This is a genomic window from Marinicauda pacifica (assembly GCF_004793635.1).
GTDB lineage: Bacteria > Pseudomonadota > Alphaproteobacteria > Caulobacterales > Maricaulaceae > Marinicauda > Marinicauda pacifica.
The window spans coordinates 1,310,932-1,326,052 of record NZ_SRXV01000001.1 but is presented as its reverse complement, the minus strand read 5'-3'; the positions used below and the strand labels follow the sequence as shown (position 1 = coordinate 1,326,052).

13 protein-coding genes are annotated in these 15,121 nt (G+C 66.0%); 3 read left to right on the top strand and 10 right to left on the bottom strand.

Features of this window, described 5'->3' with window-relative positions; translation table 11 throughout:
- Positions 1-12 precede the first annotated feature (12 nt).
- From E5162_RS06380 to E5162_RS06345, 8 genes are all read right to left on the bottom strand, one after another.
- Positions 13-789, bottom strand: coding sequence for an enoyl-CoA hydratase (locus tag E5162_RS06380; RefSeq protein ID WP_135944080.1), 777 nt, complete (start codon positions 787-789; stop codon positions 13-15).
- A 90-nt stretch (positions 790-879) separates the two neighbouring features.
- On the bottom strand, positions 880-1,917 hold the full coding sequence (locus E5162_RS06375) for a strictosidine synthase family protein (RefSeq protein WP_135944079.1): 1,038 nt from the start codon (positions 1,915-1,917) through the stop codon (positions 880-882).
- A 79-nt stretch (positions 1,918-1,996) separates the two neighbouring features.
- A complete protein-coding gene (locus E5162_RS06370; RefSeq protein WP_135944078.1) occupies positions 1,997-2,428 on the bottom strand; it encodes a MarR family winged helix-turn-helix transcriptional regulator in 432 nt (143 codons plus the stop codon).
- 49 nt (positions 2,429-2,477) lie between these two features.
- Positions 2,478-3,134, bottom strand: a complete 657-nt coding sequence (locus E5162_RS06365) for a class I SAM-dependent methyltransferase (RefSeq protein WP_233342162.1) — start codon at positions 3,132-3,134, stop codon at positions 2,478-2,480.
- 4 nt (positions 3,135-3,138) lie between these two features.
- Positions 3,139-3,717, bottom strand: a complete 579-nt coding sequence (locus E5162_RS06360) for a beta-class carbonic anhydrase (RefSeq protein ID WP_135944076.1) — start codon at positions 3,715-3,717, stop codon at positions 3,139-3,141.
- Positions 3,718-3,746: 29 nt separating this feature from the next.
- Entirely contained in the window at positions 3,747-4,322 is a 576-nt protein-coding gene (gene msrB / locus E5162_RS06355) for a peptide-methionine (R)-S-oxide reductase MsrB (RefSeq protein WP_135944075.1), read from the bottom strand.
- Positions 4,323-5,301: 979 nt separating this feature from the next.
- Positions 5,302-6,675, bottom strand: a complete 1,374-nt coding sequence (locus E5162_RS06350; RefSeq protein ID WP_135944074.1) for a glutamate--cysteine ligase — start codon at positions 6,673-6,675, stop codon at positions 5,302-5,304.
- An 82-nt stretch (positions 6,676-6,757) separates the two neighbouring features.
- Positions 6,758-7,534, bottom strand: a complete 777-nt coding sequence (locus E5162_RS06345) for a 16S rRNA (uracil(1498)-N(3))-methyltransferase (RefSeq protein ID WP_135944073.1) — start codon at positions 7,532-7,534, stop codon at positions 6,758-6,760.
- A gap of 91 nt (positions 7,535-7,625) precedes the next feature.
- On the opposite strand from E5162_RS06345, the gene E5162_RS06340 reads away from it, so the two are divergent.
- From E5162_RS06340 to E5162_RS06330, 3 genes are all read left to right on the top strand, one after another.
- A complete protein-coding gene (locus E5162_RS06340; protein ID WP_135944072.1) occupies positions 7,626-8,990 on the top strand; it encodes an NAD-dependent succinate-semialdehyde dehydrogenase in 1,365 nt (454 codons plus the stop codon).
- A 56-nt stretch (positions 8,991-9,046) separates the two neighbouring features.
- Positions 9,047-9,976: a 4-hydroxybenzoate octaprenyltransferase gene (gene ubiA, locus E5162_RS06335; RefSeq protein WP_135944071.1), complete on the top strand. Its 930-nt coding sequence runs from the start codon at positions 9,047-9,049 to the stop codon at positions 9,974-9,976.
- A 107-nt stretch (positions 9,977-10,083) separates the two neighbouring features.
- On the top strand, positions 10,084-11,895 hold the full coding sequence (locus tag E5162_RS06330; protein WP_233342161.1) for a peptide MFS transporter: 1,812 nt from the start codon (positions 10,084-10,086) through the stop codon (positions 11,893-11,895).
- 76 nt (positions 11,896-11,971) lie between these two features.
- Here E5162_RS06330 and E5162_RS06325 read toward each other — a convergent pair whose 3' ends face one another.
- Both E5162_RS06325 and E5162_RS06320 read right to left on the bottom strand, forming a co-directional pair.
- A complete protein-coding gene (locus E5162_RS06325; protein ID WP_135944070.1) occupies positions 11,972-12,841 on the bottom strand; it encodes an aspartyl protease family protein in 870 nt (289 codons plus the stop codon).
- A 61-nt stretch (positions 12,842-12,902) separates the two neighbouring features.
- Positions 12,903-15,020: a TonB-dependent receptor plug domain-containing protein gene (locus tag E5162_RS06320; RefSeq protein ID WP_135944069.1), complete on the bottom strand. Its 2,118-nt coding sequence runs from the start codon at positions 15,018-15,020 to the stop codon at positions 12,903-12,905.
- Positions 15,021-15,121 lie beyond the last annotated feature (101 nt).

The following is a 15,121-nucleotide window of genomic DNA, read 5'->3' as shown; positions in this document are numbered from 1 at the left end:
TGAGCCGGGACTTCAGCCGAACTTTGAAAAGTCCGGCTTGCGCCGCTCCATGAAGGCGCCGACCGCCTCCTCGAACTCCTCGGAACGCAGCAGCTCGGCGAAGAGTTCGCCTTCGCGCTTGATCCGCTCCATCAGATCTTCGGATGGCGAGGTCATCAGCGACTTGGCAGCGCGGATGGCGGAGGGCGCCTTGGCGGCCAGGGCGCGGGCGCGGGTCATGACCTCGTCCTCCAGCGTTTCGGCCTCGAAGACATCGCTGACCAGATGGCGCGCCTTGGCCGTTCCGGCATCCCAGCTTTCGCCCAGCAGCAGAAGCTCGCTCGCCACGCTGCGTCCGAGCAGGCCGGGCAGGATCTGGCTGGAGCCGAATTCCGGCGCCAGGGCAAGATCGACGAACGGTGTCTTGAACACGGCGCGGGTGGACGCATAGGCAAGGTCGCAGTGCAGGAGCAGGGTCGTCCCGATCCCGATGGCCATGCCGTCGACCGCCGCGATGACCGGCTTGCTGCAGCCCATCAGGGCGCGCATGAAATCCTCGACCGGCGGGGTATCCGCGCCGCCGATATGAGGCGGGGCCTCCATGAAGTCCACAAGGTCGTTGCCGGCGGTGAAGACACCGTCCTGCCCGGCGATCACCACCACGCGGATGGCCGTGTCGCCGCTCGCCTCTTCCAGGGCGCGGGCCATGGCCGAATACATGGCGCGCGTGATCGCGTTCTTCTTGGCTACACGGTCAAAGCGGATGACCCGGACCGGGCCGGTGTCCTCGACGCGAATATCGTCGCTCATGGGCAATGTCCTTGTTGAGTATTGACTGGCGGCGATCTGAACGGAGACCGGGCCTGCCGGTCAAGCGCGCGAGGTGTCACGCCTCGTCTGTCAGCTGCGCGGGCAGATCAGCACGCGATCATCGAACACGGCCCCGACGATGAGGTGGGTGCCGCTGATCGCGCCGACGCTGGAGGCATTCAGCTCGCCGTTCAGCGCCACCAGCTCGCGCGACACCGCGCCGGTCTCCGGGTCGACGCGGATGACCTCGGACGGCGCGATGGAGTCCGGGTCTTCGGCGTGGTCGAGGAAGGCGAAGACATCGGGATGGGCGCCGATCCACAGATCGCCCTGCGGTCCGATCTCGATATTGTCCGGGCCGGTGTGAACCGCGATGCGGTCGATGTGTTCCAGCCGCCCGTCCGCGCCATCGCGCCGGTAGACATTGACCCGGCGTGTGAGGAGCTCGGCGACATAGATCGTCCGCCCGTCCGGCGCCATGGCGATGCCGTTGGCATAGACCAGCCCGTCGGCGGCGATCGATCCGGTCTGGCCGTCAAAGAAGCTGACGCCCCCCAGCGGCAGGCCAAGAAATGCCTCCAGCGTGGACAGAACGCCGGTCTGATAGCGCCGGTCATTGGTGGCGTAAAAGCTGCGTGGCCCGACCGCCAGCAGGTCGTTGGGCGAAGAGAGGTCGGGGTAGGTGATGGATTCGATATGGGAGAGCGCGCCGTCCGTGCCGATCTCGAAAATCTCCACACGGTGCCCGCCTGCGCGCGGATGGTTGATCACGAAAAGGCGGTCTGGCGCGTTGTCGCGCGTCAGCAGCGAGATGCCGTGCGGGCGGAAATCCTCCGGCCCGTCGCTCACCTTGCGCAGGGTCGTCTGCGGATCTGCCGGGGCGAATGCCCAGATGCCGTTGGCGCCGCCATCGCCGCCGCGCCGCTCGGCCGCGGAGACATAGGCCAGGCCGGTGAACGGGTGGATCGTCACGTCCTCGGTGCCCGGCGCGATGGTGAGCGCCTCGCACCCGTCCAGCCCGGTTTGCTCAAGATCGGCGAAAGTGCCCGCCGCAGGCAGCACGATCCAGGCCGCGCGTGCCGCGAGTGCGATAACGATAATGACGAGCGCGATCAGCAGTGTGCGCATGTCGGCGTCCCCCAGACCCTTCAAGTCTTCAAGGGGAGCTTACACCCGCATTAACCTTTTCGCCAATGGCCTGGTTGGGTCAGCCGCCCGTGGCGATGCGGGTGAGGGCGCGGTGCACGGTGTCCGCATCCTCCTCCCCGAACAGAGCGGTCAGCTCGCTGTTGAACTCGCGCAGCACTGCGTCGGCGCGTTCGCCGGCTTCGCGGCCCGCCTCGGTCAGGGCGACGACGGCGCCGCGCCGGTCTTCCGGGTCGGGATGCTTGGTGACCATCCCGGCGGCCTCCATGCGCGTCACCAGCCCGGTGACGGCCGGCGCGCCGAGCGCCAGAACTTCGCCGATCGCGCCCATGCGCCGCTCGCCCCGGCGCAAGAGGAGGAAGAGCACGGCGGCCTGGCTGGCGCTGACCGTGGCGTGCTTGCGCAGCCGGGCGTCCGCGTCGCGATGGAGGCGCCGAGCGGCAATTTCGATCAGAAGGTAGAGCCGCCGGTCGACGGCGCGAACACGAGCCATGGCCAAACCCTGCGCCGATTCTTTCGGACCCGAAAGATTGGCGGCCGGCTCAGCCCTTGAAGCGCCAGACCCGGGCCAAGCGCACATCGCGGTCTTCAAGGTCGCGCGTGACCGGCGTGTCGTAGCGCGCCAGGGCCTCCAGGCGGTCCTTCGGCATGAAGGTGCGGCCAGGATCCCCGATCAGGACCAGAGCCCCGCGTGCGTGCAGGTCCGAGAGCCAGGCGGCGATGCGTGCCGCGCCGGGGCCTTCGTAGAAGACGTCGCCGGCCAGAACCACGTCCCAGCCTTCGTCCACGCCGACCAGGTCGACTTCGCGCGCGTGCAGCGCGACATCGTTCAGGCGCGCATTGGCGTGGGCTGCCTCGACGGCGAAGGCGTCGATCTCGCTGGCATCCACACGGGCCGCGCCGGCCCGGGCCGCGCCGATGCCGGCGACCGCGCAGCCGCAGGCGAAATCGAGCACGCGCTTGCCCGAGACCAGCGCCGGGTTGTCCAGACAATAACGCGCGAGCGCCTGACCGCCCGCCCAGGCGAACGCCCAGAAGGGCGGGGGCAGGCCCATCCGGCCCAGCGCCTCCTCGGTCTTCTCCCAGATCGCGATCGTTTCGTCGGCGAGGTGGAAGGAGAGCTCCGGCGTCAATGGCGCGCTCTGCACGCGGGTATTGTCCGCGATGAAGCGCGCCGGATCGAGCGCCGGAGCCCGCACGTGTCTAGCGGGCGCGCCCTGCGGCGCTGGCCGCTTCGATCTCGGCGAGCTTTCCGGTGTCGACGTCATAGATGAAGCCGTAGACGGGAATGCGGCCGGGCACCAGCTTGTGGTTGCGGATGCGCGTCACGTCCTCGGTCACCGCCTCGGCCGCGTCGGAGAAGGTGAGCCATTTGATGAAGCGGCCCTCTTGAGAACCATCGTCGCCGCCCGGGTCGGTCCAGCCGTCCGCGCCCGGTGTGGCGGTGTTCAGGCTGCTCTCCAGCAGGGTCTCCATCGTGGCCTGGTCGAACATTCCCATGCCGCAATCGGTGTGATGGATGACGTAGAATTCCTTCGTGCCGAGCAGCTTGTGGGAAATCACGAGCGAGCGGATCGCGTCGTCGCTGGCGCGACCGCCGGCATTGCGGATGACGTGGACATCGCCCAGCTCGAAGCCCAGCGCCTCGGCCGGCATGATGCGCGCATCCATGCAGGTCAGCACCGCAGCCTGCTTTGCCGGCGGGATCGGCTTGCCGCCCCGGTCGAAGCTCGCGGCATAGTCGTCATTGGCGCGCTTGATATGGTCGTAATTTCCGGACATGGGCGTGTTCCTCTGTGAAATCTAAGCGTTCAGGTGGCCGTGTCGGGCACGAAGTCCAGCGCGACGCCGTTATTGCACCAGCGCTCGCCGGTCGGTTCCGGCCCATCCTCGAAGACGTGGCCCTGATGACCCTCGCAGCGCACGCAATGATACTCGGTTCGCGGCGTCCACAGGCGCAGATCGGTCTTGGTCTCCAGCGCGCCCTCGATATGGGTATAGAAGCTCGGCCAGCCCGTGCCGGACTCAAACTTGGTCTCGGACCGGAAAAGCGGCAGGGCACAGCCCGCGCAGATATAGGTCCCCGCGCGGCTCTCCTCCAACAGGGGCGAGCTGCCCGGCCGCTCCGTGCCCTCGCGGCGCAGCACGTCGAACTCGGCCTCGGTCAGACGCGCGCGCCAGTCCTCGCGGGTAAAGCTCGCAAAATCCTCGCTCGCCTCGCCCATCGCGACGATGCGCGGCGCGCCCTCGCGGCGCGAAGGCGCCCCCGGCGCTGGCGTGCTGGCCGTCGTGCCGGCCGAGGTGTCGGGCTGGGCCTCGCTGGCCGAAGGACGCCCGCAGGCGGCGACGGCAGCGGCGGAGGCAAGGAAAATCCGGCGGTCGAGCATGGGGAGAGAAACTCCGTGAAGCAGCTTTCTGCCTAACCTAGTTTGACAGGGCCCGGCGTCCAATCACGCCTGTGTGTGCCCGCAGCGAGCGGATGTGAGAATGGGGAAGGCGCAGGGGTGACTCCTACTACTACCACGACTCTCATTCGGCCCCGGTGCGGGCTTGATGGCGCGGTGAATGAGCGTGAGGCGTCATGGCTGGCTCCGCTGACAGGACACAGGCGAGAGTAGGGCCGCGGGTGGCGGGGGCGGAGAAAGGGGGGTGAGACCCTTCATGTCCCCACTTTCGTCATCCCCGGCCTGACCGGGGATCCAGAGGGGTTGGGGCGCCGTCATCCAATGAAGGCGCCCTGTCCTTATTCAGGTCCCGGGTCCGCTTCGCGGCCCGGAATTTCAGGACATGTAATCTGATGAAACCCCGGCCGACCGAAGGGAGTGCCGGGGCCTCGGGGCGGTTTGGCTTCGAGAGGTCCCGGGTCTGCCCTGCGCTCCGCCCGGGATTTCAGAGCCTGTGATTGAGTACAGGGACTCGTGTCGTTCCGGTCGGCCCCGGCTCGGTTTTGGAAGGACTGCATCGGCGCTCCCCGGCGCAGGCCGGGTCCAGGGGAGACCCGAGCGGCGTGATCCGATGAGGGCGTTCCACGATCTCTGGATCCCGGCTTTCGCCGGGAGGCGATTGTTTTTATGTGATTTGTTGGTCGTCGATTTGGGATCGCGGAAGCCAGGGAACGTAGGGTGCCCCACGCTCTCTGGGTCCTGACTTTCGTCAGGAAAGAGAGGTGTTTGTTCTCTTGTCTGGACGAACTTGGCTGGACGCCGTCATCCGATCCTTCGAGGCCCGGTTTTCAACCGGGCACCTCAGGATGAGGGTGGGCTCGACATCAAGCTATTGTAATTAAAAAACATCGTAGGCCCCGCCTGCACCCTCATGCTGAGGTGCGAGCGAAGCGAGCCTCGAAGCATCGGACGGCAAGCGCCCCTAATACGCGCAGGCCTTGAACACCGGCTCCACGCTGTCATTCCACTCATTGTGGAAGCGTTCGATGAGGAGGTCGGCGGGCGAATGGCCGCTTCTGGCGATCTCGAACAGATCGTCGAGGAAGAGGGCTTCGTGTTCGCCGTGGGCGTTGACGCGGGCGCGGGCCTTCAGGCCTTCACGGGCAATGTCGAGCGCCTTGAGCGCCACGTCCTGGACCTTGCCGCCGCGGAAGGGGGCCTGGAGCGCGAGTTTCGCGGTGTCAGTGCGCAGGGCGATGCGTTCCTCGCTCGTCCAGTCCTTGACCAGGTCCCAAGCGGCATCGAGGGCGGTGTCGTCATAGAGCAGGCCGACCCAGAAGGCGGGCAGGGCGCAGAGCCGGCTCCAGGGGCCGCCATCGGCGCCGCGCTGTTCCAGAAAGGTCTTCAGGCGCACTTCGGGGAAGAGGGTGGAGAGGTGATCCTCCCAGTCGCTCAGCACCGGGACGGCGCCGGGCAGGGCGGGCAGTTCGCCCTTGAGGAAATCGCGGAAGCTCTGGCCCGAGGCGTCGATGAAGCGGCCCTCGCGCTTGACGAAATACATCGGCACGTCGAGCGCCCAGTCGACATAGTGCTCGTAGCCAAAGCCCTCCTCGAAGACGAAGGGGAGCTGGCCGGTGCGGTTGTTGTCGGTGTCGGTCCACACATGGGCGCGGTAGGAGCGATAGCCGTTCAGCCCGCCATCCTTGAAGGGCGAGTTGGCGAACAGGGCCGTGGCGATGGGCTGGAGCGCGAGCGAGACGCGGAATTTCTTCGCCATGTCCGCTTCGCTTCCAAAGTCCAGATTGGTCTGGACGGTACACGAGCGGAACATCATCTGATGGCCCATCGTGCCGACCCGGGCCATGTAGTTGCGCATGATCTGATAGCGCGCCTTGGGCATCATCGGGGTCTCTTCCAGAGACCATTTGGGCGAGAAGCCCAGCCCCAGAAAGCCGGCGCCGATCTCGTCGGCGACGCTCTTGACCTCGCGCAGATGGCCATTCACCTCCGCGCAGGTCTCGTGCAGGGTTTCCAGCGGCGCGCCGGACAGCTCGAACTGGCCGCCGGGCTCCAGAGTGATCGATCCGCCATCGCGTTTGAGCGCGACCGGCTTGCCGTCTTCCTCGATCGGGGTCCAGCCAAAGCGCACCAGGCCCTCTAGCATCTTGCGCACGCTCGGACCGTCGCTCTCGTAGGGCAGCGGGTTGTGGCCATCCAGGGTGAAGCCGAACTTCTCGTGCTCAGTGCCGATGCGCCAGGCCTCGCGCGGTTTTTCACCCGCCGCGATGGCTTCCACCAGCTGGGATTTGTGTTCGATCGGGGCGCCTTCGCCGCCAGCGTTATACGTGCCGCTCATGTCTCGCCCCGTGGTTTCAACCCTTTGGTGGGCAGACAGGTATGCGGGCAAAGCCCCTGCCGCAAGTGGGCGTATGCGCCAATCACAGGCTCGTGTTCCAGTCGCCCAGCACCGCCTGGTAGACGGTCAGGGCGGCCGCTGCCGCAGTGTCGGCGCGCAGGATGCGCGGGCCCAGCGTGACCGGCACGACGAAATCCTGATCGCGCAGTATGTCGCGCTCGGCCGGGTCGAACCCGCCCTCCGGCCCGATCAGGATGGCGAAGGGCGTGCCGCGCTCGAAGCGCTGCAAGGCCTCCAGAATGGGCCGGGCCCGGCCGGCCTCGCCTCCCCAGGGCTTGCCGCCCTCATCGCCCGCCTCGTCGCAGAAGAGGAGGGGGCGGTCCTTCGCCCAGCCATCGATCAGGGCGGCCAGCGTGCACGGCTCGCCGATCTGCGGCAGGTCCAGGCGCTCGGTCTGCTCGGCCGCTTCGCGCGCATGGGCGGCCAGCCGGTCGAGACGCACGGTCTCGGCCATGGTGCGCCGTGTCATCACGGGTGCGATCCGGGCCGCGCCAAGCTCGGTTGCCTTCTCCACGATGAAGTCGGTGCGCGCGCGCTTGACCGGCGAGAAATAGAGATGGACGTCCGGGCTCTCGCGCTGTTCGCGCAGACGGGTCTGGACTGAGAGACGGGCCGCGCGCTTGCCCGCATCGGCCACCTCGGCGCGCCATTCGCCGTCGCGCCCGTTGAAGACGCGCACGCCGTCCCCGGCTTTGCGCCGCATCACCGTGAGCAGGTAGTGACTCTCCTCCTTGCCCAGCGCAAGCTCGGCGCCGGCGGACAAGTCGGTATTGAGATAGAGGCGCGGTTCGACAGTCATCCTGCTCCTCTAGCGCGTTCGCAGCGGCCGGGAAACTGTCGGACGCGCCGGAGCGTTGTCGCCGTGACGGGCGAAGGAAAGGGAATATCCCATGGCGTTTGAATCGAGGAATCCGGCCAATGGCGAGGTCTTTGCGACCTATGAAGGGTCGGACAAGGACCAGATCGACAGCGCCCTGGAGCAGGCGGTCACGGCCGTCGGCACGCTGACGCGTCTCGGCTTCAAGGGCCGGGCCGAGCGCATGCGCCGGGCCGGCGACATCATGGAGAACGAGGCCGGCGAGCTGGCAAAGCTGATGTCGCGCGAGATGGGCAAGCCGGTCGCCCAGGCCAGGGCCGAGGCGGAGAAATGCGCTTGGGTCTGCCGCTATTACGCCGACAATGCCGAGGACTTCCTCAAGGACGAACCGATCGAGGCTGGCGACAAGGGACGCTGCGCGCTGCGCTACCTGCCACTGGGGCCGGTTCTGGCGATCATGCCGTGGAATTTCCCCTTCTGGCAGGTCTTCCGCTTTGCCGCGCCAAACCTGATGGCGGGCAATCCGGGTCTACTGAAACACGCCTCCAATGTGCCGGGCTGCGCGAAAGCCATCGAGGACGTGTTCAAGCGCGCCGGCTTCGAGCCGGGCAGCTTCACCAGCCTGCTGATCGACGGCAAGACGGCGAGCGGGCTGGTCGGCGACGCGCGTATTCGCGGCGTGACGCTGACCGGGTCTGAGGGTGCCGGGCGCAAGGTCGGCGAGGCGGCCGGCCAGGCGATCAAGCCCTGCGTGCTGGAGCTGGGCGGCTCGGACGCCTTCGTGGTTATGCCCAGCGCCGATCTGGAGACCGCCGCAAAGGTGGGCGTGAAGGCGCGCATCCAGAATAACGGCCAGTCCTGCATCGCGGCCAAGCGCTTCATCGTGCACGAAGACGTCTACGAGGCGTTCAAGGACCGATTCGTCCAGGAGTTGAAGGCCCAGACGGTGGGCGACCCGCTCGACGAGGACACCGATATCGGCCCGCTGGTCGGTCCTGACGCGGCCGAGGAGCTCGACGCCCAGGTGCGCGACACGATCAAGGCGGGCGCCAGGGCGGTGGTCGAGCCCGGACGGCGCGAGGGTGCGTGGTTCACGCCGGGCGTTCTGGAAGACATTCCCGAAGACAGCCCCGGCTACAAGGACGAGCTGTTCGGCCCGGTCGCGCTCTTCTTCAAGATTGGCGATCTGGAACAGGCGATCCATCTGGCCAATGACCATCGCTACGGGCTCGGTTCGTCCTTCTGGTCGAAAGACGAGGGCGAGATCGAAGAGGCGTGCAACCGGATCGAGGCGGGCTCGACCTATGTCAACCAGATGGTCGCCTCCGACCCGCGCCTGCCCTTTGGCGGTGTGAAGGCGTCCGGCCACGGGCGCGAGCTGGCCCGGGCCGGCATCCTGGAATTCACCAACCGCAAGACGATCGCGGTGAAAGAGTGAGGCGCGAACGGCGGCGCGAACTTTCGCGCGGGCGAGCGCTCGGCTAAGGCTACGCCATGAGCCTTGCCCGAGATCGCCGCGTCGCAGACAGCCTGCCGAAAACCTGGGTCGACCGGGCGCCCGGACCGGTGCGCCCGTATCTGAGGCTGGCGCGCTATGACCGGCCGGCCGGCTTCTGGCTGCTCGCACTGCCCTGTTTCCAGGGGCTGGCGCTGGCCGGGATCGGGTCCGGCTTAGGCTGGGTCGATCTCTACTACGCGCTGCTCTTCGCCATCGGGGCGGTCGCCATGCGCGGGGCGGGCTGCACCTATAACGACATTGTCGACCGCGATCTGGACGCGCAGGTGGCGCGCACCGCCAACCGGCCGCTTGTGGCCGGGACGGTCAGTTTAAAGCGCGCCTGGGTCTTCCTGGTGGCGCAAAGCCTGGTGGGCCTCCTGGTGCTGATCCAGCTGCCGCCGGTGGCCATAGCGACCGGGCTGGGCGCGCTGGTGCTCGTGGCCGGCTACCCCTTCATGAAGCGCATCACCTGGTGGCCGCAAGCCTGGCTGGGGCTGACCTTCAACTGGGGCGCGCTGGTCGCCTTCGCCGCCGGGGCGGGGGGATTCGCGCTGGAAGCCTTCCTGCTCTACGCCTCCGGCCTGTTCTGGACGCTGGGCTATGACACGATCTATGCCTGCCAGGATATCGAGGACGACGCGCTGGTCGGAGTGAAATCGTCCGCACGCGCGCTCGGCCCGCGAATCCTGCCTGGCCTGTGGATATTCTATGCCCTGAGCGCGCTTCTGGCGGTCGCGGCCGGCGTGGTGGCGGGCGCATCGCTTGTGTTTGCGGTGCTCGTTTCGCTGTACGCCGCCCATCTCTTCTCCCAGCTCCTGCGCGTGGACCTGAAGGATGGGGCGTCCTGCCTGTCCGCGTTCAAGTCCAACCGCACGAGCGGGCTGCTGCTGGTGCTCGCCTATGCTGCGGCAGCGTTCGCGATCTAGACCCGCCAACCGAAAAGCCCGCTTGGCCGCAGCGCGCCTGCATGCTCTATTGCGACCAAATTTTGACGCCCTGCGCGCGGGCGGACAAGTAAACGGGGGAGACCTGCGTGAGCGATACCACCACCCATGACCCGGTCCCGAGCGGACTGAAAGACACGAGCTTTTTCGGTCACCCGAAAGGGCTCGCCATCCTGTTCCTGACCGAGATGTGGGAGCGCTTTTCCTATTACGGGATGCGCGGCCTGCTGATCATCTACCTGACCCAGCATTTCCTGTTTTCCGATTCCCGGTCGACCCTGATCTACGGGGCCTACACCGCGCTGGTCTACGTCATGACCATTATCGGGGGCACGCTGGCAGACCGCTATCTGGGGCAAAGGAAGGCGGTGACCTATGGCGCCATCCTTCTGGTGCTCGGCCACGGCATGATGGCCTTCGAGGGCTCGGGCTCGCGCGAGATCTACACCTATGAAGGGGCCGAGTACGAGATCACGCTGGACGGGCGCGGCGGCGACGCGAACCAGATCCTGGTATCGGATATCGGCGAGTCGCAGATCAGCTTCGCCGAGGGCGGTCAGGTGATGCAGATTGCCGATCCGGACGCGGTCGGCCTGCCGGCTGAAGTGCCGTTCTCCAACGAGATGACGCGCATCGAGCAGCAACAGCTTTACGTCAACATTCTCTACTTCGCCCTGGCGCTCATCATCGCCGGTGTGGGCTACCTGAAGGCGAATATCTCCACCATTGTCGGGGAGCTCTACGAGCTGGGCGATCCGAGGCGGGATTCCGGTTTCACCCTGTTCTACATGGGCATCAATCTGGGCTCCTTCCTGTCCTCGGTACTCGTGGGCACAATCGGCATCGTCTATGGCTGGAAATGGGGGTTCGGCCTGGCCGGCATCGGCATGCTGATCGGCCTTTTGACCTTCCTGTTCTTCCAGGGCTGGCTCAAAGGTCTGGCCGAGCCGCCCAATCCCGCCAAGCTGAAGGAAAAAGTGCTCGGCATCGTGACGGTCGAGCAGGCCTGCTACCTGGCGGGCCTCGTGATCATCGGTGTCGCCATGCTGGCGGTGATGAACCCGCAATATGTCGGCGGCATTCTCGGCCCGATCGGCCTCATCATGCTGGCCTTCCTGGTCGGCTACGCGGTGTTCTTCACCAAGGGCCAGGAACGCGGCCAGATGCTGGCGGCGACCTATTTCATCCTGGCGCAGATCCCGTTCTGGGCGCTGTTTGAACAGGCGGGCTCCTCGCTCAACCTGTTCACCGACCGGCTGGTGGACCGCACCATGTTCGGCTGGTCGGTTCCCGCCCCGGTCTTCCAGGCGCTGAACGCGGGCTTCATCATCATCTTCGCGCCGATCCTGGCCTGGCTCTGGGTCTTCCTGTCCAAGCGCAGGTGGAACCCGTCCACGCCGGTGAAATTCTCGTTCGGCGTCTTCATGGCCGGCCTCGGCTTCTGGGTGCTGGTCGGCGGGATCCAGCTGTCCGGCGCGGCTCTGGTTCCGGTTTACTTCGTCTTCCTGATCTACCTGATCCACACGCTGGGCGAGCTGATGCTCTCCCCGGTCGGATTGTCGGCGGTGACCAAGCTTGCTCCGGCACGCGTGGTCGGTATGACGATGGGCGCCTGGTTCCTGTTCTCCGGCCTGTCCAACTTCCTGGCCGGCGTCATTGCCTCGACCACCGGTGCGGAAACGCTCGGCGGCCAGCTGACCGATCCGGCAGCGGCCAAGGCAGGCTACGCGGCGGTCTATTCCCAGGTCGGCCTGTACGCCATGGGCATCGCCGTGGTGATGTTGCTCATCAGCCCGCTCATCAAGAAGGCGATGGGCGATGCGGCCAAGGAGCTGCACTACCATCCCACCGAGACCGAGGCTTCCGGCCCGTCCATGGACCGAGAGTCCGACGCGCCATAAAGGCCGTCAGGTCTGACTTGAACGAGAACGGCCGCGGGGCATTCCCCGCGGCCGTTTTCTTTGGATGAAGCGCCGGTCAGCAGGCGAGCGCGTCGCGCCCGGTAATCTGGAAATCGCCGCTGTCGTAATCGATCACGAAATCGGTGAACTGAAGCAGGTCCATGCCCATGATCATGGCCGGCTCGTCCTGCCATCCCATCGCCTCGAACACGTAGACATCGGCGACGGGAAGCAGGAGGCGGCGCACGCAGGTTCCGCCCATCTCGAACTGATTGAGCCGGGCGTAGTCGTCGGTGCGGTCGATGCGGCTGGCAACCCCGCCCAGGCTGACGGGCCAGCCAGACTGGCGAACCGAGGCGTAGAGCTCGGCCAGCCGGCTGTTGGCGACCGACCGGGTTGCACCTGTGTCCACGAGCACGCGGACCGGCCGATTGAAATGATAAAGGGAGGCGTTCGCGATCAGCACGCGGCTCAGCTCGTGACGTGTGCCGTCGCGCGGCGCGGTCAATGCGTCGGTGATACACAGCGCGCCGCGGCTGAAATCCATGTCGATCGTGTCACCGCTGAAGAAGTCCGCGCCCAGCAGGCCGAGAATGGTGGAGCTTTCCTCCAGATCGGACTCCACGATGACCGCCTCAACCTCGCGCGCCTCGCCGGGGAAGACCGAGAGCGATACATCGACTGTGCCCGTGGCGAATAATTCGGTCAGGGTGATGACCTCGCGCGCCGTCACATCCTGCGCGTTCAATGCTTCCACGACGGAGCGCGCAAGGGCCGTGTTACTGGCCCCGGTATCGATCAGGAAACGGGCCGGTCCGAAGCCTTCGATCTCGACGGTCACGGCGGGCCGGTAATCGGCCGTCAGAGCGAGCGGGACGCACTGCCCGGCCTCTGCGGGCGCCTGCACGGCGGCGGCGAGTAAAGACAGGACGGGGAAGAGAGCCATGGCGAAACGCTCCGGACTTAGAGGATCGGACGATAACCCTACTCCTCCCGCCCGGATGCGCCTAGAGCGTGCCGCGAAGCTGGATGTAGACGCGCGCGCCCTCTGTAAAGTCACGCCGTTCGATCAGCGCGACCGGGCCGGCCGAGCGTGAACGGGCGTAGATGATACGTTCCCTCTGCGAGGGATCCTCGATGATGAAATCGGCGCCCAGGCGCGCCGTCAGACCGCGAAAGCGCGAGGTTTCCACATAGACGTCGAGATCGCCCTTGGTGAAGACCTCCTCGCGCAATTCGCGGGCGCGATAGATGCTGCGGTCGCTGAGCCAGTAATAGTCCCAGCCCCACGCCCATTGGGCCTCGGGGAAGGTCTGGCGGAAATCGAAGCTGAGCTCCCATTCCGCGGTATCGGAGAAGGGACGGTCCTCGCCGGTCAGCGGATCGTCGACATGGGTGTCGTACCATTCCACGAAACCGTCCAGCACCGCGTTGGACATGCCGAACAGGGCCAGGTTGGACGACCAATCCAGCGTCACGCGGTTACGGATTCCGTCACCGATATTGCCCGGCGCATCGAAGACGCCCCGGGGCGTGACGACGGGAATGTAGTCGTCCAGATCCTGGACCCAGTCGCGCCCGACGACGACCGAAACGGTGGCGTCATCGCCGAACCGGCGCTCCCATTCGGCTTCCAGCGTCCAGGTGTTTTCCGGGCGGTAGTCAGGATTGCCCAGTACGGCGACATCGTCGGTGAGATTGACCGAGCTGGCGAATTTGGAGAATTCCAGCTGGTCGACATCGCGAAGACCGGCCAGGCGCCAGCGCGTGACGCCGTCCGGGGTCCAGATAAACGCCATGGACGGTTTGAGAAAGCGGAACTGGCGTTCCTGCACCGCGTCGCCGCTCTGGCTGATTTCGGAGACCTCGTAACGCAAACCGCTTTCCAGCGAATAGGCCGTACCCATCGACCAGACATGGTTGAGCGAGGCTTCCCCGCGCACTTCCTCGACCCGCGTGTCGGAGACGGGCAGCTCGACCGGCGAGACGCTCATGCCGTCGTCGAAAAAGAGATCGAGCGCGGTCTCCCGGAAATTGAAGGCGCCTTCCAGCGCCGCATCGAAGGAATGGTTCGCGTTGGCGGTCCAGGAGATTTGCTGGCGCAAGGCGCGCTCGCCGCTCGCCCCGTCCAGCAAAAGCAGATCGGCGCCCTTCAGCCCGCCCGCATCGTAGATTTCATAGCGCTCCGGTCCGACATCCCAGGCGGATTCGCGCACGAAGGCGGTACTTTGAAGCTCTACCGCATCGGAAAGGCGGTGCGAATAGGCCAGCGTTGCCGACCCTTCGCGCTCGAGCTCCTTCGTGGTGAACAGCTCCAGTCCGATCACCTCCTCCGGATTGAGGCCGGATCTCACGCGTGTGGTGAAGTTGCGGCGCCAGTTGGAAAATTCGCCGCGCAGATCGAGGCGCACCCGGCCGTCGGCACCCACGGGGGTCGCGATCGACGCAGTGGGTGTGTACTCGTAATAGCGGCGCTGATCGATCCCGTCCTCGAAACGAAGGCGTTCGCCTTGCCCGTTGAAGACTGTCTTGTCCTGGCGGAATTCGGGTCCGTTCCAGTAGCCTTCCAGCCCGACCGTCACCTCGACTTCGCCGAACCGGTCGGTCAGGAAGATTTCACCATGGGGGACAACCCGGTGGGACCGAGTCTGGTAGAGGGCGCGGGCGGACCAGTTGATCGAGCGGCCCGCGCCGGCGCGCAGGATCACATTGGCCAGCTGACCGTGACCGCGCATGTCGAACTCGGCGACGGCTTCGCGCACGAGTTCGATGCGTTCGACATCGCCGGCCGGAATGCGGTCGAGAATATCGTGCAGCTCCTGGGACTTGTCGCTGGGCCGGCGGCCATTGATGAGCAGATTGCCGAAGGCGTCAGCCAGGCCCCGGCGGTCCGTATCGCCGCCCGAGAGCGAAAAGCCGGGCAGGCGCGTGACCATGTCGGCCGCGGTGACGGGCGTGAACTGATCGAAGAAGCTGCGCCGATACTGGACGATCGCCTCGCTGGTCGTGACTGCCGGCACGGCAGAGGCGGCACTGACACTGTCTTCACCGATCTGCTCCTCTTGCGCCAAGGCAGAGGCGCTGAAGAGCAAACAAATCCCGATCGGCGCGGTGAATCGCGTCAAGTGCATGATGATCCCCGAATGGCGAATTTTCCCGTCGGCGCCGCTGTCTATTGTGCCAATCGGCCAGCGAGCACGAAGTCAGGTCTAAACGCGCAGATCAC